Genomic DNA, 23,432 nt, shown 5'->3' with positions numbered 1-23,432 from the left:
TTCCCAGCGGCGCGCCGGGTGACGGGTGTCGAAGGCGAGTGTCTGCATCCAGGCCGAGCAGCTCCAGGTCGCGCTCCATCGCCTCGGCCGCCTCGCCCGCCCAGCTGCGGCGGGCCACCGCGAGCACGCGGCGACCGTCGCCGGTGAGCTGCTCGAGACGCTCGTGCAGGGCCGGCGGCGCGCCACCGCAGCGGGCGAGCACGGCCTCCGGCGCGCCGAGCACCGCCACCTCCTGAGCGGTGAGCGCGGAGCTGAGCATCCGGTCGGCCGAGTACGGGCGCCGCACGACGTCGGCGGGGGTCTCGGGCACCGACAGCCGCAGCGCCAGGCAGTGCAGCGCGGCCTCCATCGGGTCGCCGTCGGCCACCCAGCCGTCGCGCGCGACCACCCGCCCGGTGACGCACCAGAGGGCGTGCTCGGCCACCCGCTCGGACGCCGGGCGTAGCTCCGCCGGGCCGGTGACGGTGGCGACCGGGTCGTACGCCCGCCCGTGCACCTGCACGCCGCCGGCGGGGGTGACGACCTCCACCACGCTCATCCGGTTCTGGGTCAGCGTGCCGGTCTTGTCGGTGCAGATGAAGCTGGTCGCGCCGAGCGTCTCGACGGCATCCAGCCGGCGCACCAGCGCCTGGCGCTCGGCCATGAGCCGGGCGCCGCGCGCCAACGCCAGGGTCACGGTGGGCAACAGCCCTTCGGGGACCAGCGCGACCGCGACGCCGACGCCGAACAGGAACGCCTCGGTGACCGGCAGGCCGAGCAGCAGCGCGATGACGCCGAGCGCCAGACCGGTCAACGCGGCGATGACCGCGACGATCTGCACCACCCGGCCGAGCTGACGGGTGAGCGGGCTCGGGGGGCGCTGCGCGCTCGCCGTCAGGTCGGTGATGGACGCCAGCGTGGTGTGCGCCCCCGTCGCGACGACCGTGGCCCGGCCCTCGCCGGTCAGGACGAACGTCCCGGCCATCAGCCGATCGGGCGGCTCGCGGGGCACGGCGCCGCTCTCGCCGGTGACGAGCGACTCGTCCAGGCCCAGCGCCCCGGAGGTCTCGAGCCGCAGGTCGGCGGCGACCCGGTCGCCGGCGGCGAGCAGCACCAGATCGCCCACGACGAGCTCGGCCGCCGGCACGGTCACCGGCCTGCCGTTGCGGATCACCCGGCTGCTGGCCGGCAGCAGCGCCCGCAGCCGCTCGGTCGAGCGGTCCGCGCGGTACTCCTGCCAGAAGGCGAAGGCGGCGTTGAGCACGACGATGACCACGATCGCGACCGCCAGCTGCGGCATGCCCGCGAGCACCGCCAGGCCGGCGGCGACCCACAGCAGCACCGCGAGCAGGTGGGTCAGCTGGCGCAGCAGCATCCGCCACGGTGCCGGGCGGGGTGGGCCGGGGAGCAGGTTGGCGCCGTCCTGCGCGCGGCGGCGCAGCACCTCGCGCGTGCTCAGCCCGACGGGGGAGTACGGCGTCACGCTGGTGCCGCTGGAAACCCGGTCCGCCACGCTGCCTCCCCGCTCCCGAGTATTCGGCCGCGGCCCGGCGGCGGAGAGGGCCGAAGGTCCGGGTGGATCGGGACCAAGGGCCCGGCCGGCGCGGTGCTGCCCCACCGGGCGGTTAGCACTCTCCATGGTTGAGTGCTAACGTAGCGATCGTTGGCCTCCCGGTGAGGCAGCACGACGCACGCCGTCGTCCACGAGCGGATCTCGCGGGCCGGTGGCTGCGGACCGGCTGTCGTCCGTCGCGGGCACTGGTGGGCCGGACACCCAGAACTTCCGTATAAGGATGGATGCTGTCAATGGCGAAGATGATCGCATTTGACGAGGAGGCCCGTCGCGGCCTCGAGCGCGGCATGAACGCACTTGCCGACGCCGTCAAGGTGACGCTCGGCCCGAAGGGTCGCAACGTCGTGCTCGACAAGAAGTGGGGCGCGCCCACCATCACCAACGATGGTGTGTCGATCGCCAAGGAGATCGAGCTCGAGGACCCCTACGAGAAGATCGGCGCCGAGCTGGTCAAGGAGGTCGCGAAGAAGACCGACGACGTCGCGGGTGACGGGACGACCACGGCGACCGTGCTGGCCCAGGCGCTGGTCCGCGAGGGCCTGCGCAACGTCGCCGCCGGCGCCAACCCGATGTCGCTGAAGAAGGGCATCGAGGCCGCTGTCTCCTCGGTCACCGAGCAGCTGCTCGCCCAGGCGAAGGACGTCGAGACCAAGGAGCAGATCGCTGCCACCGCCGGTATCTCGGCCGCGGACCCGGCCATCGGCGAGCTCATCGCCGAGGCGATGGACAAGGTCGGCAAGGAAGGTGTCATCACCGTCGAGGAGAGCAACACCTTCGGCCTCGAGCTGGAGCTCACCGAGGGCATGCGCTTCGACAAGGGCTACATCTCCGGCTACTTCGTGACCGACCCGGAGCGTATGGAGGCCGTCCTCGACGACCCGTACATCCTCATCGTCGAGGGCAAGATCTCGAACGTGAAGGATCTCCTGCCGCTGCTGGAAAAGGTCATGCAGTCCGGCAAGCCGCTGGCGATCATCGCCGAGGACGTCGAGGGCGAGGCGCTGTCCACGCTGGTCGTGAACAAGATCCGCGGCACCTTCAAGTCGGTCGCCGTCAAGGCCCCCGGCTTCGGCGATCGCCGCAAGGCGATGCTGCAGGACATCGCGATCCTCACCGGTGGCCAGGTCATCTCCGAGACGGTCGGACTGTCGCTGGAGACCGCGGGCCTGGACCTGCTGGGCCGCGCCCGCAAGGTCGTCATCACCAAGGACGAGACCACCGTGGTCGAGGGCGCCGGTGACGTCGACCAGATCAACGGCCGCGTCGCGCAGATCCGCGCCGAGATCGAGAACAGCGACTCCGACTACGACCGCGAGAAGCTGCAGGAGCGCCTGGCGAAGCTGGCCGGCGGCGTGGCCGTCATCAAGGCGGGCGCGGCGACCGAGGTCGAGCTCAAGGAGCGCAAGCACCGCATCGAGGACGCCGTGCGCAACGCGAAGGCGGCCGTCGAGGAGGGTGTCGTCCCCGGCGGCGGCGTCGCACTGATCAACGCCGGCGCGAAGGCCTTCGACGGCCTGCAGCTGCCGGTCGGCGACGAGGCGACCGGTGCGCAGATCGTCAAGATCGCCATCGAGGCCCCGCTGAAGCAGATCGCCGTCAACGCCGGCCTCGAAGGTGGCGTCGTGGTGGAGAAGGTCAAGGGCCTGGAGGCCGGGCACGGCCTCAACGCCGCCACCGGCGAGTACGTCGACATGCTCGGCTCGGGCATCATGGAGCCGGTCAAGGTGACCCGCTCGGCGCTGCAGAACGCCGCGTCGATCGCCGCGCTGTTCCTCACCACCGAGGCGGTCGTGGCGGACAAGCCGGAGAAGGCCGCCCCGGCCATGCCGGGTGCCGACGGCATGGGCGACATGGGCTTCTAGCCCACCCGCAGCACCTTACGAAAGTGGGCCTCGACCATCCGGTCGGGGCCCACTTTCTGCTGTTCGCCCCCTGTTCAGCCGCCCCTCAGGCAGGTGTGGTTGGCTAGACGCCACGCGTTCCCATCCTTGCTCTGTGACGGACCTGATGACCTCGACCCAGGCTCGCGCGCAATCCGAGCGACCCGTACTCGTCCGAGCGGCGACCGGCCTCGCCTGGCTCGCCGCCCTCGCCGCCATCCTCCTCGTGCTGAGGGAGTACGACCCGTTCGCGGACATCCCCCGGATGAGCGACCTGCGCGTCTACACGGGGGCCGCGCAGTGGGTGCTGGACGGCGGGGCCCTGTACGACTTCCGCGTCGGCGGCCACGGGCTGCCGTTCACGTATCCGCCGTTCGGCGTCCTGCCGTTCATGCTGAGCACGCCGGTCCCGTACACCGCGATGAAGGTGCTGTCGCTGCTGTGGGCCGGCGCCAGCGTGCTCGCCCTCGGCTACCTGGTCCCGCGCCACGCGCGCATCTTCACCGCGCCCGACGGCCTGCTCGCCCGGGTGCCCGCCACGCTGGCGACGCCGCTGGTGTGCCTCGCGCTCGGCCTGAGCGGACCGGTGCTGGTCGGGACGCGGCTGGGCCAGGTGAGCCTGCTGATCGTCGCCCTGGTGAGCATCGACGTGCTGGTCATCGTGCCGCGCTGGCCCCGGGCCGGCGGGCTGCTGATCGGATTCGTGGCCGCGGTCAAGCTGACGCCGCTGGCGGTGCTGCCGGCCCTCTGGCTCGCGGGTAGGCGGCGCGCCGCCTACAACGGGGCCGGCCTGTTCGCCGTCCTGAGCGCGCTCGGCGTGGCGCTGTTCCCGCACGAGACCGTCGAGTACGTCTTCCACAAGGCCGGCGACCTGCCCCGCTTCGGGGCCTACAAGGGCGTGCCCAACCAGGGGGTCGGCGCGCTGCTGATGCGGATGGGCCTGGAGGGCGGCGTGCAGAAGGCGCTCTACCTGCTGCTGGCCCTGGCCGTCCTCGTCGTCGCCTGGCGGCGCGCCGCCGCGCTGCTGCGCGCGGGAGACGACTTCAGCGGGCTCGTCGTCGTGGGCGCCGCCATGGTCGTCGCCAGCCCGATCAGCTGGACGCACCATCAGGTCTGGCTGTGGATGGCGATGTTCGTCGTCGTCTCGCGACGCCGCGGCCTGCAGATCGCGTGGATGCTGCTGCTGGGCGTGCTCATGACGTACGGCACCCGGGCGCACATCACCACCCACCTCGGGCTGCCGAGCGTGCTGTGGATCGACTGGATCTACGCCAACGCCCGGGCCGTCGTCGCGATCGTGATCGCCGCCGTCGTCCCGGTGATCGTGCTGCGCGGCCGCGAACCGGCCGACCGCGGCGAGCCGGAGCCGCCGGCTCGCTAGGCTCGCACGATGACCTTCACTGCGGCGCTGGACATCGGCGGAACCACCCTCGCGGCCGGCCTCGTCGGCCTCGACGGCCGGGTGCACGAACGGGTGGAGCGCCCGGCCCCGCGCTCCGCGGACGAGGTCGTCGCGGCGTCGCTGGACGTGCTCGCCGAGGTGATCGGCGAGCGGACCGTCGCCGCGATCGGCGTCGGCTCGCCCGGCACGATCCACCCGATCGAGGGCACCGTGGTCGCCAGCGACAGCAAGCCCGAGTACGAGGGCGCCCGGATCGGGCCGGCGATCGGGGAGCGGTTCGCCGTGCCGTACGCCGTCACCAACGACGTCAACGCGGCCGCCGTCGGGGAGCTCGCGCACGGCGTCGCCCAGGGCTTCTCCCGCGTGCTGGTGGTCAGCGTCGGGACCGGGGTCGGCGGCGCGCTGCTGATCAACGGCCGGATCGAGGAGGGCATGCACGGCACGACGGGCGAGATCGGGCACCTGCTGGTCGGGGCACGCGGCGTGCACCCGTGCGGGTGCGGCCGGTTCGACCACCTCTAGGCGGTGGCCAGCGGCCCGGCGATGGAGGCGCGGTCCGCCGCCGGCGGCGGACCGGCCCGGCTGCGCGAGCTCGCCGCGCTCGCCGCCGAGGGCGACCCCGCCGCATCCCGGGTCCTCGACGAGGGCGCTCGCTGGCTGGGCCGGGCGGTCGCGGGCCTGGCCGCCGCGATCGACGTCGACGCCCTCGTGCTCACCGGAGGCGTCGTGCAGATCGGCGAGGCGTACACCGCCCGGGTCGCCACGGCCTTCCGGGACGAGGTCATGCGCCCGCTGCGCGGCGTGCCGGTGCTGACCGGCGCCCTCGGCCTTGATGCGCCGCTGGTCGGCGCGGCGACGTACGTGCGCGCCCGGCTCGGGATCGGCTGAGCACAGCGCTGGGGCGCGAACGCCGACGGGCGGCGCTCCGGCAGGAGCGCCGCCCGTGGGTGCAGCAGGACCGATCGGCCGGTTACTTCTCGTGCGGCGCCTTGTACTTCTTGGCGTCCTTCGAGGAGTACAGCGGACCGGCGTTCTTCAGGCCGGCCGGCATCGACGGGTCGACGGCCAGCACGTACGCCTCGCGGGAGGTCGGCGCGCCGGGCTTGGAGAAGTCCAGCTTGCCGGTCAGGCCCTTGGTGTCCACGGAGGAGACCTTGCCCTTCGCGGCGATGATGCCGGCGCGGGTCAGGTCGCCGTCCTCGCAGGCCTGCTTGAGGATCTGCTCGAAGGCCATGCCGTAGATGTAGCCGGTCGGGATCGACTTCTCGCCGGAGAGGTCCGGGAACTGCGCCTTGTACTTCTCCTCGACCTCCTTCGCCAGCGGGATGTCGGGGGAGCCGTACGCCGCCACCGAGTTGACCAGGTGGAAGTTCGCCAGCGCGGCGGTGGTCGCCTGGTCCTTCAGCAGGGTGACCGAGAAGGTGGGGTTGTTGCCGGCCAGCGGCACGTTCAGGCCCTGCGAGGCGTTCTGCAGCGCGATCGAGCCGGTGGCCGCCGGAGCGACGCTGAGCAGGATGGCCTTCACGCCGGCGGACTTCATCTTCGTGATGGTCGCGGTCATGTCGGTGTCGGTGGACTGGACGGCCGCGGCCTCGATGGTCATCTTGTGCGCCTTGGCGTAGTACTTCGAGCCGAGCAGCGCGTTCTGGCCGTAGTCCGAGTCGACGTAGATGTGGCCGATCTTGTCGCCGTCGGCGATCTTGCCCTGCTCCTGCAGCCAGCCGAGGGCGTTGATCATCTCCACGTCGTAGGTCTGGCCGATCATCAGGATCGCCTCGGAGTCCAGGCTCTCCGACGGCCACGCCGACGGGATCGTCAGCATCTTGTCGTTGATCAGCTGCTGCTTGAGCGCGGCGAGGATCGGCGAGCCGATCAGCTGCATGATCGCGGCGTCCTGGGACTTCATCGTCTGGTACAGCGTCATCGCGTTGTCGGGCTTGTAGCCGGCGTCCTGGATGTCCAGCACGATCTTGCGCTTGCAGATCCCGCCCGCGGCGTTGATCTGGTCGGCCCACATCTGGTTGCCGTGCGTGGTCGCCAGGCCCGAGGCCTTGAAGGGCCCGGAGGTGTCGGTCAGGATGCCGAGCTTGATCTCGCTGTCGGTGACGCCGATGTCCGTCTTCACGCCGTCGACACCGCCACCCCCGCCACCACCGCTGCCACCGGCAGCCTTGGTCGAGCAGCCGCTCAGGACGAGCGCCGCGACGGCAGCCGCACCGGCTGTGGCAAGGAACTTCTTGTGCATCAGTTGAAACCTCCGAGAGTGCTCATGAACTCACATATGATGCCCACCGAACGAACGTTTGGTCGGCGTTCGAGATCATTAACACAGCAAAAAGATCGGGCCCGCGCGGCTGCGCGGGCCCGATCGTTGCGTCGAGGAGGCGGTTACTTCTCGTGCGGCGCCTTGTACTTCTTGGCCTCGTCGGAGGTGAACGGGCCGTCGGCGACCTTAAGCTTGTCCGGCGCGGCGGCGTCCGGCTGCAGGACGTAGGCCTCATGGCTGGAGGGCCGGCCCGGGGTCGAGAAGTCGAGCGCGGTGCCCATGCCCTTGGTGTCGACGGACTTGACCTGCTCCTTCGCGGCGACGACGCCGGCCCGGGTGAGGTCGCCGTTGTCGCAGGCCTTCTTCAGCACCTCGCCCCAGGCGAGACCGGTGACGTAGGCCTGCGGGACGCCGATGTTGGGTGCGTCCTGCGTCTTCTTCGCGTACTCGTCCGCGACCTTCTTGGCGTCCGCCCCACCGGTGCCGAACGGCGCCGTCGAGGACATCAGGTAGAAGTTCTTCAGGCCGGACGCGACGGTCTGGTCGGTGAACATGGTCGGCGAGAAGGTCGGGTTGCTGCCGAGGATCGGCAGGTTCAGGCCCTGCGCGACGTTCTGCACCACGGCCGACGACGTGCCCGCGGGCGCGAGGGTGAGCGCGATGGCCTTGACGCCCTCGGACTTGAACTTGGTGATCGTCGCGGTCATGTCGGTGTCGGTGCCCGAGACCGGGGCGCCGATGATCTGCATGTTGTGCTGCTTGGCGTAGGCCTGCGAGCCCAGCAGGCCGCCCTGGCCGTACTCGGAGTCGATGTAGATGTGGCCGATCTTGTCGCCGTCGGCGATCTTGCCCTGCTTCTGCAGGTACGCCAGGCCGTTGAGCATCTCGACGTCGTACGTCTGGCCGACCATCATGACCTCGGGCGCGTCGAGGTTGGTCGAGGCCCACGAGCCGGGGGAGGTGAGCATCTTGTCGGTGATGAGCTTCTGCTTCAGCGCGGCCAGGATCGGCGAGCCGACCATCTGCACGATGCCGACGGAGGTGCCCTTGATCTTGTCGTACATCGGGATCGCGTTGTCGACCTTGTAGCCGGTGTCCTGCACGTCGAGCTTGATCTTGCGCCCGCAGATGCCGCCGGCGGCGTTGACGTCGTCGGCCCAGATCTGGTCGCCGGCGGTGAACGCCAGCGAGAGGACCTTGAACACGCCGGAGAGGTCGGCGAGCGCGCCGAGGGTGATCGTGTCCTTGGTGACGCCGACGTCGGTCTTGACGTCGCCGGTGCCGCCGCCCCCGCCCCCCGAGCCGGTGCTGGCCTTGTTCGAGCAGCCCGAGACCGCCAGCGTGATCGCCGCGAGCCCCGCTGCCGCGACGGTGAGATTCTTGCGCATGTTGTTCGGTTGTTCCTTCCGGTGATGAGTGGTTACTTCTGGTGAGGCGCCTTGTAGGCCTTCGCCTCTGCCGACTCGAAGAGGTCTTCGACCACCTTGAGTCCCCCCGGTGTGGCCTTGTCGGCCTGGACGATGTATCCCTCGCGGGACGTCGGCGAGCCCGGCTTCGAGAAGTCGAGCGCGCCGATCAGGCCGTTGGTGTCCACCTTGGTGATCTTGTCCTTCGCCGCGAGCACGCCGTCGCGGGTCATGTCGCCGTCCTTGCAGGCCTGGTCGAGGATCTCGCCCCACGCCAGCCCCCAGGTGTAGCCCTGGACGCTGCCGAGGTTCGGTTGGTCGCTGCTGACCTTCTGGACCTTCGCGAGCAGCTTCTTCGCCGCAGGCGCATCGGCGCCGATGGGGATGTACGAGGACACCTGGTAGTACTGCGCCAGCGCGGTCTCCACTGCCGGGTCCTGCAGCAAGGTGGGGGAGAACACCGGGTTGCTGCCCATCATCGGCACGTTGAGGCCCTGGGCGACGTTCTGCAGGGCCGCGGAGCCCAGCGCGGCCGGCGGCGTCGTCATCGCGATCGCCTTCACGCCCTCGGCCTTCATCTTGGTGATGGTCGCGGTCATGTCCGTGTCGGTGCCGGAGATGGCCGCGCCGACGATCTGCATCTTGTGCTGCTTCGCGTAGGCCTGGCTGCCCATCAGCGCGTTCTGGCCGTACTCGGAGTCGACGTAGATGTGCCCGATCTTGTCGCCGTCGGCGATCTTGCCCTGCTTCTGCAGGTACGCCAGGCCGTTGAGCATCTCGAGGTCGTACGTCTGGCCGATCATCAGCACCGACGGCGAGTCGAGGTTGGTGGAGGCCCACGAGGCGGTCGACGCCAGCATCTTGTCGGCGGTGATCTTCTGCTTGAGCGCGGCGAGGATGGGCGATCCGCCGAGCTGGATCATGCCCAGCGCCTTGGTCTTCTCCTGCTCGTACAGCGGCATCGCGAGGTCGACCTTGTAGCCGGAGTCCTGCACGTCGAGCACGATCTTGCGCCCGCAGATCCCGCCGGCCGCGTTGGCCTCGTCGACCCACACCTTCTCGCCCGCCAGGTAGGCCAGCCCGATGACCTTGAAGACGCCCGACTGATCACCGAGCGACAGCAGGGTGATCTCCTTGTCGGTCACCCCGACGTCGGTCTTCAACGACCCCCCGCCGCCACCGTTGCCTCCGCTGTCGGCGGCCTTGGAGGAGCAGCCCGAGGCGAGCAGCAGGGCCAGGGCGACGCAGGCGGAGGTGGCGGCGGTACGGGGGGTCATAGAAGCCTCACGGGGGTAGGGGTGGATGGTGCGGTTACTTCTCGAACGGTGCCTTGTACTTCTTGGCCTCGTCGGACTCGTACAGCTTCTCGACGATCTTGGTGCCCGAGATCCCCGCCTTGTCCGGCTGCGTGATGAACGCCTTGCGGCTCGAGGGGGCGCCGGGCTTGGAGAAGTCCAGCGGACCGGTGAGGTCCTTGGTGTCGACGTTGTCGACCTTCTCCTTGGCCTTCAGGACGCCGTCGCGGGTCATGTCGCCGTCCGAGCAGGCCTGCTTGAGCACTTGCTCCCACGCCATGCCGTACGTGTAGCCGAAGAGCACCGCGTCGTACGGCGTCTCGGTGTAGCCCTTGTCCTTGTACTCCTTGAGGATCTTCTGGACCTGGGCGTCCTGGCTGCTGAAGGAGTTGATCGAGGTGGAGACGTAGAACTTGCTGAACGCCTGGACGACGCTGTCGTTCTGCAGCTGGGCCGGCGCGAACGTCGGGTTGTTGCCCAGCAGTGGCACGTCGAGGCCCTGGCCCTTGGCCTGCACGGCGATCGACGCCGTCGCCGCGGGGGCGGTGGTCATCAGGATGGCCTTCACGCCGTCGGACTTGAGCTTGGTGACGGTCGCCGTCATGTCGGTGTCGGTGCCGCCGATCGGCACCGGGATGACCTGCATGTTGTGCTCCTTGGCGTAGGCCTTGGAGCCCAGCAGGCCGTTCTGGCCGTACTCGGAGTCGATGTAGACGTGGCCGACCTTGTCGCCGTCGTTGATCATGCCCTTGGACTTCGCCCACGACAGCAGGTTGATCATCTCGACGTCGTAGGTCTGCCCGATCATCATGATCTCGGGAGCGTCGAGGTTGGTCGAGGCCCACGAGCCCGGCACCGAGACCATCTTGTCGCTGATCACGGACTGCTTGAGCGCGGCCAGGATCGGCGAGCCGAGCAGCTGCAGCATGCCGAGGTCCTTGGTCTTCATGGTGGCGTACATCGGGACCGCGTTGTCGGCCTTGTAGCCCATGTCCTGTGTGTCGAGCTTGATCTGGCGGCCGCAGATGCCGCCGGCCTTGTTGACGTCGGCGGCCCACAGCTCGTTGCCGTGGGTCTGGCCGAGGCCACCCTCCTTGAATGCTCCGGACAGGTCGGTCAGCACGCCGAGCGTGATCTCCTTGTCCGTGACGCCGATGTCGGTCTTGAGGCTGCCGCTCTTGCCGCCGCCCGAGGACGAGTTGTCGGCCTTGTTGCTGCAGCCGGTCACCGCGAGTGCGGTGACGAGTCCGAGTCCGGCGACAGCCTGTACACGCTTGTTCATCGAGTTCCCCCAGCCTGGGTATGAGATGAGATGCAGCAGCGAGGTTATCGAGACGTAGGTCACGCTGCCAACCGAGCGCCCGCTCACTTTTACGTTCGTGTCAAGATTGTGACCTAGGTCGTACGATCCACCTCACACGCGTGCGCCATGCGGACGTCGTCCCAGCCCACGAGAAAGAGGGCCGGACGCGGGTGCGTCCGGCCCTCCGTCGGGAGATGCAGCGTTACTTCTGGTGCGGCGCCTTGTAGTCCTTGGCCGCCTTCGACTCGTAGGCGTCCTTGAGCACCTTCAGCCCGCCCTGGGCCGCGGTGGCCGGGTCCGGCTGCTCGATGAAGGTCGAGCGCGGCGTCGGGTTGCCCGGGTCGGACAGGTCGAGGTTCCCGGAGATGCCCTGGCCGTTGACGTTGGTGACCTTGGTGCGCGCCTTCACGAGGCCGGCGCGGGTCATGTCGCCGTCCGAGCAGGCCTGCTTGAGGACCTCCTGCCAGACCAGGCCCTCCAGGTAGCCGGCGTTCACGGCGTAGTTGGGGGTGTCCTGGGGGTACTTCTTGAGGTACTCGTCCTTGATCTTGTCCAGCAGCTCGCCCTTGGCCCCGAACGCCGCGGTACCGGCGCTCACGTACATGTTCTTGCTCACCGCGTTGGCGACCGTCTGGTCCTTGAGGATCTCCGCGCTGAACGTCGGGTCGTTGCCCAGCAGCGGCACGTTCAGGCCCTGGGCGACGTTCTGCACCGCGGCCGACGCGGTGCCGGCCGGGGTGACGGTGAGCGCGATCGCCTTCACGCCCTCGGACTTCATCTTGGTGATGGTCGCGGTCAGGTCGGTGTCGCTCGCGGCGACCGGGGCCTCGACCACCTGGATCTTGTGGTCCTTGGCGTACGCCTTGGAGCCCAGCAGGCCGTTCTGGCCGTACTCGGAGTCGATGTAGATGTGCCCGATCTTGTCGCCGTCGGCGAGCTTGCCCTGCTCCTGCAGCCAGGCCAGGCCGTTGACCATCTCGACGTCGTAGGTCGCACCGATGAGCAGCACCGCGGCCTCGCCCATGTTGCTGGAGGCCTGCGCGGCCGGGATCGTGAGGATCTGGTCCTGCACGATCTTCGTCTTCAGCGCGGCCAGCACCGGGGAGCCGATCAGCTGCACGAAGCCGGCGACCTTGGTCTTCTGGGTCTCGTAGAGGGGGACCGCGTTGTCGGCCTTGTAGCCGTTGTCCTGGATGTCGAGCTTGATCTGCCGGCCGCAGACGCCGCCGGAGGAGTTGACCGCGTTGGCCCACATCTCGTTGCCGTGCGTGAGACCCAGGCCGATGCTCTTGAACACCCCGGAGAGGTCGGACTGGACGCCCAGCAGGATCTCCTTGTCGGTGATGCCGACATCGGTCTTGACGCTTCCCGAGCCGCCCCCGGAGCTCGAGGTGTCGTCCTTGGCCTTGTTGGAACAGCCGGTGACCGTCAACGCGAGAGCCGCGCTGAGACCGCACAAAATCTGGACACGCTTGTTCATGGGCCCCTCCTGCAGGGTGTGTGATGAGAACTGGATGACGGTATCGAGACGTCGATCACAGCAACACCGGGGAGTTCCGCGAACTTGACATTCGTGTCAAGACCGTAATACGCGGCCTGGCCTGGAGCTATCGGCTGCCCGCATAGCGAACAGGTGTCCATCAGCTGGGAAGCGCCGGCGCGTTGGCTGGTCGTGCCGGCGCTTCCCAAGTTCGTTACTTCTGGTGCGGGGCCTTGTACTTCTTGGCCTCCTGCGACTCGTAGAGCTCCTCGACGACCTTCAGGCCGCCCTCGTTGATCTTGCTGGCGTCCGGCTGCTCGATGAAGGTCTTGCGGGTGGTCGGGTTGCCCGGATCCGACAGGTCCATGTCGCCGGCGATGCCCTGGCCGTCCACCGTGGTGACCTTCGTGCGGGCCTTCACGATGCCGGCGCGGGTGAGGTCGCCGTCGGCGCACGCCTGCTTCAGCACCTCCTGCCAGACGAGGCCTTCCATGTAGCCGGCGTTGACGGCGTAGTTGGGCTGGTCCTGGAACTTGCCGGTGTACTCGCTCTTGATCTTCTGCGCCAGCGGGACGTCGTGGCCGTAGCCGACGGTGGCGGCGCTGATGTGCATGACGTCGAGCGCCGCGACGACCGTCTGGTCGGTCATCATGTTGGGCGTGAAGGTCGGGTCGTTGCCCATGATCGGGACGTTCAGGCCCTGCGCCTTGTTCTGCACGGCCGCGGACGCCGTCCCGGCCGGGGTGGTGGTCAGCGCGATGGTCTTGACGCCGGCCTCCTTGAACTTCGTGATGGTCGCGGTCATGTCGGTGTCGGTCGCGCCGATCGCCGCCTCGACCACCTGGATGCCGTGCTGCTTGGCGAAGGACTTGCTGCCCAGCAGGCCGTTCTGGCCGTACTCGGAGTCGACGTAGATGTGGCCGATCTTGTCGCCGTCCTTCAGCTGACCCTGCTCGGCAAGCCAGGCCAGGCCGTTGATCATCTCGATGTCGTACGTCGCGCCGATGAGCATGACGGCGGGGGAGTCCATGTTCGCCGACGCCTGCGCCGCGGGGATGGTCAGCACGTTGTCGGCGGTGATCTTGGCCTTGAGCGCCGCGAGCACCGGGGAGCCGATCAGCTGCAGGTAGCCGGCGATCTTCGGCTTCTGGATCTCGTAGAGCGGGATGGCGTTCTCGGCCTTGTAGGCGTTGTCCTGCACGTCGAGCTTGATCTTGCGGTTGCAGACGCCGCCCGTGGCGTTGACGTCCGCCGCCCACAGCTCGTTGCCGTGCGAGAGGGCCAGGCCGATGCTCTTGAACACGCCGCTCATGTCGGTCTGTACGCCGAGGGTGATCTCGCTGTCGGTGACCCCGATGTCGGTCTTGACGTCGCCCGAGCCGCCGGAGGAGCCGGAGTCGCCCTGCGCCTTGGTCGAGCAGGCGGTGGTGGCGAGGATGCAGGCGGCCGTGAGCCCTGCTCCGACGGCCGTCGTCATGCGCTTCATGAAATGGCTCCTGTGCTGTCGAGGATCGGGCACCCAGGAAGGTGATCGCTCCGCTAAGCAAACCTGACATCCACGTCATTTTCCAGGCCTCGGTGAACCATGTCACAACGCGGGACAGGTCGCGAAACGACTTCTGGGGCCGCCCGAAGGCGGCCCCAGAAGGGAGGGTGCTGCGTATGCAGTTGTGGGTTGGGCTCGCTAGACCTTCGTCTCGGCGTCCGTGCCCTCGGTGGGATCGGCGTCCTCGCGGCCGCCCGGCTGGTCACCGGAGTCGACGAGGCCGGCGGTGTTCTTCCGGCCGCGCCCGGTGAACAGGCCGAGGATCCGGTCGCCGATGCCGGCGAAGCCGCGCGGCTCGAACATGATGATCAGCACGATCAGCGCACCGTAGATGAACGTCGCGATGACGGTCGGGGAGAACGCGGTACCACTGGTGGCGGCGGCGCCTCCGGTCTGCATCGCGGCGTTCAGGATCGGCGGCATGCCGAACACGATCAGCGCGCCGAGCACCGCGCCCAGCAGCGAGCCCATGCCGCCGATGACCACGAGCGCGAGGTACGAGATCGCCGTCACGAGGGAGAACTTGCCCTGCTCCGCCGACTCGTCCGGGGTGAGCAGCTGCAGCTGCCACACCGCCATGACGCCGGCCAGCCCCGCGTACGCGGAGGAGATGATGAAGGCCATCATCTTGGTGCGCGCGACGTTGACGCCCATGACGGTCGCCATGGCCTCGTTGTCGCGGACCGCCCGCCACGCGCGGCCGATGCGGCCGTTGATCGCGCCGCGCATCAGCACGTACGCGATGCCCATGAGGATCGCGTACAGCCACCACAGCCGCTCGGCGCGCCCGATCGGCACGTTCATGATGAACAGCTCGGGCGTGGACACGTCGACGTCGAACCCGAAGATCGAGAAGCCGGGCACCGGGCGCCCGGAGGCGTGGCCGGCCAGCTCGGGGAACTTCTTCGAGACGAAGAACATGATGTAGACCAGCGCCAGCGACGCGAGGCCCAGGTAGATGCCCTTGACGCGGCCGGAGACCGGGGCGAACAGGCCGCCGGCGAGGCCGGCGATCAGCACCGCGCCGATGAGCGCGATCAGCGGCGGCAAGCCGATGCCGAAGTGATCGAGCACCTGGCCCTTGTCGGGGTCCGGCTTGTAGGTCGACTGCGACGCGAGGACCGTGTAGCTGATCGCGCCGACCAGCATGAAGGCCGAGTGCGCCAGCGACAGCAGGCCCGCCTGGCCCAGCAGCATGGTCAGCCCGAAGCCGCCCACGGCGGCCGTCATCACGGCGACGCCGTTGGACAGGTCGTCCGGGGCGAGGTAGAGCGGCAGCAGGAACATGACGACCGCGAAGATCACCATGCCGATCGTCAGCCGCCAGCGCTGCCAGACAGTGGGCTTGACCAGCGCCTTGACGGCGGGATCGTGCGAGATGTCGTCGTTGGTAGGCGCGACCGCGGTCGCGGGCGCGGTGGTGACGTTGGTGTCAGACACGACGCTGCTCCACCTTTCCGAACAGGCCCGAGGGCTTGAAGACGAGCACGAGGACCATGACCAGGTACACCGCGACCGTCGCGAACAGCTTGTCGACGTAGAACTCGCCGAACGAGTTCGTCAGGCCGACGACGATGCCGCCGACGATGGCGCCCTCCGTCGAGCTCAGCCCGCCGACGATGGCTGCAGGGAACGCGGCGAGAGCCAGCGCGTGCGAGGTGGCCGACAGGCCCGAGCCGGCGAACGACGGGGACGCGATGAACAGGATCGCGACGCCGGCGAGCGCGCCGCCGACGACCCACGCGGACGCCGTGACGCGACCGGAGCGGATGCCCATCAGCGAGGCGGCCTCCTTGTTCTCGGCCTGGGCGCGCATCGAGGTGCCCCAGTTGGTCTTCTGGAAGACCACGAAGAACACGCCGATGATGATCAGCGCGGTGATCATGCTGACCAGGTAGATGCCCTGGATGCTCACGTCGCCGATGCGCAGCGGCTTGACCGACGGGAACAGGTTCGGGTTGTCCGAGACACCCAGCCGCCGGATGATCTCGGTCAGGAAGATGGTGTCCAGACCGATGGTCAGGATGGCCAGGGAGTCGTGGTGCGCGAGCCGGGCCTTGCTGATCAGCAGCCGCTCGACGAGCAGCGCCAGCACCGCGGAGGTCACGATGCCGCCGAGGGCGGCGACGATCCACGGCAGCCCGACGCTGTCGCGCAGCACGAAGACCAGGTAGCCGCCGACCAGCGCGATCGAGCCGTGGGCGAAGTTGACCACCTCGGTGGCCTTGTAGATGATCACGAACCCCAGCGCGAGCAGCGCGTAGACGGCGCCGCGGCCCAGGCCCGTGATCAGGACCTGCATGAATGTGCTCATCGGTCGTCCTTCTCATCAAGATCGGAGTGGCGCGGCGCATGGGCCGCGCCGTGGGCGGCGCGCTCGCTGGGTGGGGTGTCGGCGTCCAGCTCGGCCTCGACGGCGGCCTCGGACACGTCCTCCTCCTCGGCACCGAGGTAGGCGCGGATGACCGCGGGGTCCTTCTGGACGACCGACGGCAGGCCGTCGGCGATCCGCTTGCCGAAGTCGAGCACGGTGATGTGGTCGGCGACGCCCATGACCAGGCTCATGTCGTGTTCGACGAGCATGATCGACACGCCGACCTCGTCGCGCACGTCGTGGATCAGCGCGGCCAGCTCGGCGGTCTCACCGCTGTTCATGCCTGCGGCGGGCTCGTCGAGCATCAGCAGCTTGGGCTCGGTGGCCAGCGCGCGGGCGATGTCGATGCGCTTCTGGTTTCCGTACGACAGCACGCCCGCGGGAGAGTGCAGGTACTTGGCGATCCCGAGGAACTCGCAGATCGCCGCCGCCCGCTCCTTGTGCCGCCGCTCCTGCTTCATCGTCCACGGCAGCCGCAGCGCAGAGGAGAAGAAGCCGCCGCTGGTGAGGTGGTAGCGCCCGAGCATCACGTTGTCGAGGACCGTGGAGGTCGGCGACAGCGCGAGGTTCTGGAAGGCGCGGCCCACGCCGCAGCTGGCGATCCGGCTCGGGGACAGGTTGGTCAGCGTGTGGTCACCGAACTTCACGAAGCCGGTGCGCGTCTTGTAGACGCCGGTGATCGCGTTGAAGCAGGTCGACTTGCCCGCACCGTTCGGGCCGATCAGCGCGTGGATCGTGCCCGGCTCGATGGTGAAGCTCACGTGGTTCAGCGCGACGATGCCGCCGAACTGCACGGTGATGTCGTTGACCTCCAGCTGCGGGACGCCGAGCGCCTCGGTGGCGGCGCGGGTCGCGCGGCTGATGGTCGGGTCGACGAACTCCGCCGGCTCGTCGTGCCGGTGCACGTCGTGCGACGCCTCATGACGATCCTCGTGGCGGGCGGCGTCGGCCATCCGCTGCGGCTCGATGTACTCCTTGGCCATGGGTTCCTTCTCGTTCATCCGGCCCAGAGCCCCAGCTTGCGGCGGCGGGGCCGGTTGTCACTGATGCGCTCGTGCTCGAGCGAGTCGTGACCGCCGTGGCCGCCGAGGTACAGGGCCTGGACGTCTTCGGAAGCAGCGAGCTCGTGGGCGTCGCCCTGCAGGGCGAGCTCGCCGACCTCCAGCACGACCGCGCGCTTGGACACGCGCAGCGCCATCGACGCGTTCTGCTCGATGAGCAGGATCGACGTGCCGAACTCCTCGTTGATCTGGGTGATGATCTGCCCGATGCGGGTGATCAGCTGCGGGGCCAGGCCGAGCGACGGCTCGTCCAGCAGCAGCACCTTCGGCTCGGTCATCATGGCGCGGCCGATGGCCAGCATCTGCTGCTCGCCACCGGAGAGCAGACCGGCGGGCTGCTTCGCGCGCTCTTCCAGCCGCGGGAACAGCTCGTAGATGCGGGAGCGGGCCGCCTCGCGGCGCTTCGGGCTCGCGGTCAGGCCGCCGGCGCGCAGGTTCTCATCCACGCTCATGCGGCCGAAGATCTGCCGCCCTTCCGGCACCTGGATGACCTGGCGCTCGACGGTGCGGGCGGGATCGAGCCGGTCGATCCGCTTGCCCTCGAACTCGATCGACCCGGAGGTGATCGTTCCGCGATGCAGCTTCAACGTGCCGGAGATGGCGCGCAGGAGAGTGGTCTTGCCGGCGCCGTTGCCGCCGAGCACGCAGACGACCTCTCCTTCCGGTACGTCGAAGCTCACGTTGCGCAGGGCCTGGACGGATCGTCCATAGCGCACGGAGACGTCTTTGATGCTTAGCACGGGCCTCCCCCGATTTTCTGGCTGCCAGCAGGACAGCCACACGGTTTGACGGATGGGTCAAGCCACCAGTGACGGGCTGGCGGCTCGGTAGATAGTGGCTCACGCCACCCACACCTGACCAGACCAGAACCCGACATCAGTGTCAAATTTCATCGTTCTGAGACCTCCCACCTATGCGTCAGGTCACAGCGTTCGCAGAGCGTACATGGCGGCAGCCTCGGACGCCGGCGCACCGTCGCGAATCCCAGATGCTGGAAGGCCCGCACCGCCCGGTGATCCGGCGTCCGGGCGCGGTACGGCGCGGGCGGCGTACCGTCGCGGCATGCCGTTGTACGTCGATCAGCCCGTCTGGCAGTGGCGGGGGCGCCAGTGGGCGCACCTCATCTCGGACCGCTCGTTCGATGATCTGCACCACGCCGCGCGCGCCCTGCAGATCCCCGAGCGCGCCTTCGACGGTGATCATTACGACATTCCGCAGGAGCGGTGGGCGGACGTCGTGGCGTACGGCGCGCGACCGGTCAGCTCCCGCGAGATCGTCCGGCTGCTCACCGCGGCCGGCCTGCGCCGGCCGAAGGGCCGGCCCCGGGCCGCGGGTCGCGGCTAGCCCGAGGCGGCGTCGTAGAGCGCCAGCTCGGCGGCGATGTTGGCACGGGCGGCCGGCTCCAGGGCCGCGAACGCGGCCGTGCGATAGATGCGTCCGCGGTCCAGGAACCCCGCCATGACGGCGCTGCGCGCGGTGCGGAACTCCGCGTCGGGGACGTGTGCGTACTCGCGGCGGACGCCCTCGACGTAGCGCAGGTAGATCGCCGGCGGCTGGCCGAGGATGGCCAGGTCCGCATCCAGCAGCAGCGCGGTCTGCTCGTCGAGGTCCTCGCCGTCGTGCCCGGCGGTGCGCAGCACCAGCCCGCTGACGCGCTCGGCCAGCCGGCCGAGCCCGAGCTCGCCCAGGGCGCGGGCGGCGAGGGCGGCGCTGTCGGCCTCATTCGTGCTCGAGCGCGGGTCGTAGACCGCGTCGTGGTACCAGGCGGCCAGCATCGTCTCGGCGTCCGCGCCGTGCGCGGCCAGCAGCTCCAGCATCAGCAGCAGGTGCTCGAGCGTGTGGTACGCCCGGTGCGGCTCGCTCCACCGGTCGATCAGCGAGGCCCACTCCGCGCGCGCCGCCGCGGTGTCACCGGCGTACGGCGTCCACAGCTGCTCGAGGCGGGGGGTCGTCATCGGCTAGGCCTCGTCGTCCGCCTCGCTGTCGGCGGACAGGTCGGCGGCGAGGTCGGCGTCCAGGTCGCTGTTCGGAAGCGGCAGCGGCCCGGCGAGCACGTCGTCGGCGTCCACGATGGTGTAGGCGTAGCCCTGCTCGGCGAGGAAGCGCTGCCGGTGGGCGGCGTACTCCGCATCGAGGGTGTCGCGGCTGATCACCGAGTAGAAGTGCGCCTGCTTCCCGTCCGCCTTCGGCCGCAGCACGCGGCCGAGGCGCTGGGCCTCCTCCTGCCGCGACCCGAACGTGCCGGAGATCTGGACGGCCACCGACGCCTCGGGCAGGTCGATCGAGAAGTTCGCGACCTTGCTGACCACCAGCACCCGCAGCTCACCGGTGCGGAAGGCCTCGAAGAGCTTCTCGCGCTCGGCGTTGGGCGTCTTGCCCTGGATGATGGGGACGCCGCCGAGGTGCTCGGAGACGTGGTCGAGCTGATCGAGGTACGCCCCGATCACCAGCACCTGCTCGTCCGGGTGCCGGTCGATAAGCCTGGCCACCACGGGGAGCTTGGTGCGCGCGGTCGCCGCGAGGCGGTACTTGTCCTCCGGCTCGGCGGTCGCGTACGCCATGCGCTCGGCGTCGGTGAGGGTGACCCGCACCTCCCCGCAGACCGCCGGGGCGATCCAGCCCTGCGCCTCGATGTCCTTCCACGGTGCGTCGTACCGCTTGGGGCCGATCAGCGAGAAGACGTCGCCCTCGCGGCCGTCCTCGCGGACCAGCGTCGCGGTCAGCCCGAGCCGCCGACGCGACTGCAGATCGGCGGTGAGCCGGAAGATCGGCGCGGGCAGCAGGTGCACCTCGTCGTACACGATCAGCCCCCAGTCGCGGGAGTCGAACAGGTCCAGATGCATGTACTGGCCCTTCCGGCGGGTCGTCATGATCTGGTACGTCGCGATCGTGACGGGCCGGATCTCGCGCTTCTCGCCGCTGTACTCGCCGATCTCCTCCTCGGTCAGGGTCGTGCGCTCGATGAGCTCGCGCTTCCACTGGCGGCCCGCGACGGTGTTGGTGACCAGGATCAGCGTGGTCGCCTTCGCCTCGGCCATCGCCGCGGCGCCGACCATGGTCTTCCCGGCGCCGCACGGCAGCACGACGACGCCCGAGCCGCCGGCCCAGAAGCCCTCGACGGCCTGCTGCTGGTAGTCACGCAGCGCCCAGTCGTCCTGCACCAGGTCGATCGGGTGCGCCTCGCCGTCGACGTAGCCGGCGTAGTCCTCGGCGGGCCAGCCGATCTTCAGCAGCGCCTGCTTGAGCCGGCCGCGCTCGGAAGGGTGCACCGCGACGGTGTCGGCATCGATGCGAGCGCCGAGCATCGGCGAGATCTTCTTGCTGCGCAGCACCTCCTCGAGGACCGCGCGGTCGGTGGTGGCGAGCACCAGGCCGTGCGAGGGATGCTTCTGCAGCTGCAGCCGGCCGTAGCGATCCATCGTCTCGGCGATGTCGACCAGCAGCGCGTGCGGCACCGGGAACCGGCTGTAGCGCACGAGGGAGTCGATGACCTTCTCGGCGTCGTGCCCGGCGGCCCGCGCGTTCCACAGCCCCAGCGGCGTGACCCGGTAGGTGTGCACGTGCTCGGGCGAGCGCTCGAGCTCGGCGAAGGCGGCGATCTCCAGGCGGCAGGCCTGCGCCTGCTCGTGGTCGATCTCGAGCAGCAGCGTCTTGTCGGACTGGACGATCAGGGGCCCACCGGTCATCAGCGCCTCCTCGGGTGGCGGGTGCAGCCTTCAAGGGTATGCCGCGGGCCGGACATCTGTCGTGGTCGTCGCGTTCCTGGGGTCGTCGACTCCTGCCCCCATCGTGTGGTCGTCGACGTGCTTTGGTCGTCGACTGGAGCGCGGCGAGGGAGCGCCAGCGACCGGGGCCGCGCGAAACGGAGACGCCGGTAGCGGCGTGTGGGGCTGGCTCAGCCTGGACGATGTCCGCGTGCGTCGCGCTCTGTGGCGCGGTTCTTCGCCCAGGTCGTCGACATGTTCGCCTGGTCGTCGTAGGCCGTTGTCCACCGGTTGTGGGCAACCGCCGGCCGGTTGACTGCGTACGGCGGGGTTGCGGCCATTGGTCGCTGCAGGCGTCTCCACTCGCTCGGACGCGCTCCTGCGTCGCCGTCCTCCCTCGGTCGACGACCACATGAGGCGTCGCCGTCCTCCCTCGGTCGACGACCACACCAGGAGCGACGACGGCACTTTCGGGTCGTCACCTTCGTGTGGTCGTCGACTGGAGCGCGGTGAGGGAGCGCCAGCGACCGGGGCCGCGCGAAACGGAGACGCCGGTAGCGGCGTGTGGGGCTGGTTCAGCCTGGACGATGTCCGCGTGCGTCGCGCTCTGTGGCGCGGTTCGTCGCCCAGGTCGTCGACATGTTCGCCTGGTCGTCGTAGGCCGTTGTCCACCGGTTGTGGGCAACCGCCGTCCGGTTGACTGCGTACGCCGGGGTTGCGGCCATTGATCGCTGCAGGCGTCTCCACTCGCTCGGACGCGCTCCTTCGTCGCCGTCCTCCCTCGGTCGACGACCACATGAGGCGTCGCCGTCCTCCCTCGGTCGACGACCACATGAGGCGTCGCCGTCCTCCCTCGGTCGACGACCACATGAGGCGTCGCCGTCCTCCCTCGGTCGACGACCACATGAGGCGTCGCCGTCCTCCCTCGGTCGACGACCACATGAGGCGTCGCCGTCCTCCCTCGGTCGACGACCACATGAGGCGTCGCCGTCCTCCCTCGGTCGACGACCACATAGGGCGTCGCCGTCCTCCCTCGGTCGACGACCACATAGGGCGTCGTTACTCCGAGAACGCGATCGAGACCGCCATGATGCGGTGCACGGCGTACCGGCGCACCTCCCGGGCCGCGGTGTCGTAGCCGTGCAGGAAGCCGCCCTCGATCCGCGACGGCGTGACCAGCCGGGTCGACATGCGGGCGTTCTCGTCCACGTAGTCGAGGCTCACCTGCTCGTGGCTGCGCACGGCGTCCTTGAGGACCGCGAGCGTCGAGGACGGCGACTCGCCGGGGGCCGGCCGCTCGGGCGCCGCGGCGGCGGCCTGGGTGCCGACCCGCAGCCGGTGCACGATCGTCTCGATGTCGGCGTCACTGAGCTCGGTGCGCCGCCCCGTGCGGGCGGCCCGCGGCTTCGCCCGGGCCGGCTGTGCCGTGCCGGCCTCGATCACGCCGAAGTCGTTCTCGAAGCTGGCGCTCACGCCGGCCGCGTCCAGCGCCCGCAGCAGCTCGGCCGGCTCGGCGGTGGTCAGCAGCACCGTCGGCGCGAGCCGGCGCAGCCGCAGGTGGGCGAGATCGCGGTGCGACTCCAGCAGATCGATCGTCGACTCGTCGTCGCAGCGCAGGTACGCCGACGCGCCGCCGACCCGCAGCACCCCGTGCCTGCGGGCTACGTCGTCCACCAGGTAGCCGAGGGCCTGCGGTGGCGCGGTGACGGAGCGGTCCTGCAGCAGCCGCTTGACCTCCGCGGCGCTCAGCCCGGCATCCAGCGCGCGGCGCAGCGACGACTCGGTGATCCGGAAGACCGCCGCCCCGCCGGAGGACTCCAGGTCGCTGATCAGGTGCATGTCGTGCGCGAGCCCCGGGGACAGCCGGCCCGGCGCGACGGCCGTGAGGTCGGGCTGCAGGATGACCGAGTCGACCGGCTCGGGCAGCGCCTTCAGCGCCGCGCCGGCGACGTCCAGCGAGGGGTCGAGCAGGGCGCGGCCCATGCGCGTCAGGGCGCCTCGGCCGGTGACGCCGAGCAGCTCGGCCTCGCGCAGCGTCCCGGCGATGTGCGCGTCCGCGCCCGCCGTCGTCCGCCGGGGCCATCGCCAGCGCATCTGCTCGGTGACGGCCGCCGGGCCGGCGACCCTCCCGGTCCTGAGCGGCGTACTGCTGTTCATGGTGAT

Annotated in this window: 17 protein-coding genes and 1 pseudogene; 4 read left to right on the top strand and 14 right to left on the bottom strand. The window is 69.5% G+C overall.

From position 1 onward, the window contains the following. Nucleotides 1-1,492, bottom strand: a 1,492-nt coding sequence (locus tag F8A92_RS15100) for an HAD-IC family P-type ATPase (protein WP_194291521.1), incomplete at its 3' end; no start/stop codon positions are given. A gap of 293 nt (nt 1,493-1,785) precedes the next feature. Between F8A92_RS15100 and groL the strand changes: the two genes are divergently transcribed. From groL to F8A92_RS19130, 3 genes and pseudogenes are all read left to right on the top strand, one after another. Continuing rightward, nucleotides 1,786-3,414, top strand: a complete 1,629-nt coding sequence (gene groL, locus F8A92_RS15095; RefSeq protein ID WP_153505999.1) for a chaperonin GroEL — start codon at nt 1,786-1,788, stop codon at nt 3,412-3,414. A 133-nt stretch (nt 3,415-3,547) separates the two neighbouring features. Beyond that, nucleotides 3,548-4,813, top strand: a complete 1,266-nt coding sequence (locus tag F8A92_RS15090) for a glycosyltransferase 87 family protein (RefSeq protein WP_153505998.1) — start codon at nt 3,548-3,550, stop codon at nt 4,811-4,813. Between the two features lie 9 nt (nt 4,814-4,822). Continuing rightward, nucleotides 4,823-5,722: pseudogene (locus F8A92_RS19130) on the top strand (ROK family protein). An 82-nt stretch (nt 5,723-5,804) separates the two neighbouring features. On the opposite strand, the gene F8A92_RS15075 reads toward F8A92_RS19130, so the two are convergent. The 10 genes from F8A92_RS15075 to F8A92_RS15030 form a co-directional block, all read right to left on the bottom strand. Continuing rightward, the gene (locus tag F8A92_RS15075; protein ID WP_153505995.1) at nt 5,805-7,079 is read right to left on the bottom strand and encodes an ABC transporter substrate-binding protein; all 1,275 of its coding nucleotides are present in this window, start codon (nt 7,077-7,079) and stop codon (nt 5,805-5,807) included. Between the two features lie 143 nt (nt 7,080-7,222). After that, nucleotides 7,223-8,488 (bottom strand): ABC transporter substrate-binding protein, encoded by a 1,266-nt coding sequence (locus tag F8A92_RS15070; RefSeq protein WP_153505994.1) that lies wholly within the window; start codon nt 8,486-8,488, stop codon nt 7,223-7,225. A 32-nt stretch (nt 8,489-8,520) separates the two neighbouring features. After that, a complete protein-coding gene (locus tag F8A92_RS15065) occupies nt 8,521-9,783 on the bottom strand; it encodes an ABC transporter substrate-binding protein (RefSeq protein WP_153505993.1) in 1,263 nt (420 codons plus the stop codon). A gap of 34 nt (nt 9,784-9,817) precedes the next feature. Next, nucleotides 9,818-11,083 (bottom strand): ABC transporter substrate-binding protein, encoded by a 1,266-nt coding sequence (locus F8A92_RS15060; protein ID WP_153505992.1) that lies wholly within the window; start codon nt 11,081-11,083, stop codon nt 9,818-9,820. Between the two features lie 223 nt (nt 11,084-11,306). After that, entirely contained in the window at nt 11,307-12,584 is a 1,278-nt protein-coding gene (locus F8A92_RS15055) for an ABC transporter substrate-binding protein (protein ID WP_153505991.1), read from the bottom strand. A gap of 214 nt (nt 12,585-12,798) precedes the next feature. Next, nucleotides 12,799-14,070 (bottom strand): ABC transporter substrate-binding protein, encoded by a 1,272-nt coding sequence (locus F8A92_RS15050; protein WP_153505990.1) that lies wholly within the window; start codon nt 14,068-14,070, stop codon nt 12,799-12,801. Between the two features lie 198 nt (nt 14,071-14,268). Next, nucleotides 14,269-15,570, bottom strand: coding sequence for a branched-chain amino acid ABC transporter permease (locus F8A92_RS15045; RefSeq protein WP_153505989.1), 1,302 nt, complete (start codon nt 15,568-15,570; stop codon nt 14,269-14,271). Further along, nucleotides 15,563-16,444 (bottom strand): branched-chain amino acid ABC transporter permease, encoded by an 882-nt coding sequence (locus F8A92_RS15040; protein WP_153505988.1) that lies wholly within the window; start codon nt 16,442-16,444, stop codon nt 15,563-15,565. The genes F8A92_RS15045 and F8A92_RS15040 overlap by 8 nt, the downstream gene beginning before the upstream one ends. Further along, nucleotides 16,441-17,487: an ABC transporter ATP-binding protein gene (locus F8A92_RS15035; protein WP_228389476.1), complete on the bottom strand. Its 1,047-nt coding sequence runs from the start codon at nt 17,485-17,487 to the stop codon at nt 16,441-16,443. The genes F8A92_RS15040 and F8A92_RS15035 overlap by 4 nt, the downstream gene beginning before the upstream one ends. 14 nt (nt 17,488-17,501) lie before the next feature. Further along, complete coding sequence (locus tag F8A92_RS15030; protein ID WP_153505987.1) at nt 17,502-18,305, bottom strand: ABC transporter ATP-binding protein; 804 nt, start codon at nt 18,303-18,305, stop codon at nt 17,502-17,504. A 322-nt stretch (nt 18,306-18,627) separates the two neighbouring features. Here F8A92_RS15030 and F8A92_RS15025 point away from each other — a divergent pair, with 322 nt between their 5' ends. After that, entirely contained in the window at nt 18,628-18,909 is a 282-nt protein-coding gene (locus tag F8A92_RS15025; RefSeq protein WP_153505986.1) for a DUF4031 domain-containing protein, read from the top strand. Here the strand turns inward: F8A92_RS15025 and F8A92_RS15020 are convergent. The 3 genes from F8A92_RS15020 to F8A92_RS15010 all read right to left on the bottom strand — a co-directional run. Beyond that, nucleotides 18,906-19,520, bottom strand: a complete 615-nt coding sequence (locus F8A92_RS15020) for an HD domain-containing protein (RefSeq protein ID WP_153505985.1) — start codon at nt 19,518-19,520, stop codon at nt 18,906-18,908. The genes F8A92_RS15025 and F8A92_RS15020 overlap by 4 nt on opposite strands. Nucleotides 19,521-19,523: 3 nt before the next feature. Then, nucleotides 19,524-21,251: a DNA repair helicase XPB gene (locus F8A92_RS15015; protein ID WP_153505984.1), complete on the bottom strand. Its 1,728-nt coding sequence runs from the start codon at nt 21,249-21,251 to the stop codon at nt 19,524-19,526. A gap of 1,077 nt (nt 21,252-22,328) precedes the next feature. Beyond that, on the bottom strand, nt 22,329-23,432 hold a 1,104-nt coding region (locus tag F8A92_RS15010), incomplete at its 5' end, for a helicase-associated domain-containing protein (protein ID WP_194291520.1).

Origin of the sequence: Cumulibacter manganitolerans (assembly GCF_009602465.1) — a bacterium.
Classification (GTDB): domain Bacteria; phylum Actinomycetota; class Actinomycetes; order Mycobacteriales; family Antricoccaceae; genus Cumulibacter; species Cumulibacter manganitolerans.
The sequence above is the reverse complement of the archived record's forward strand: the minus strand, read 5'-3'. Positions and strand labels throughout refer to the sequence as shown.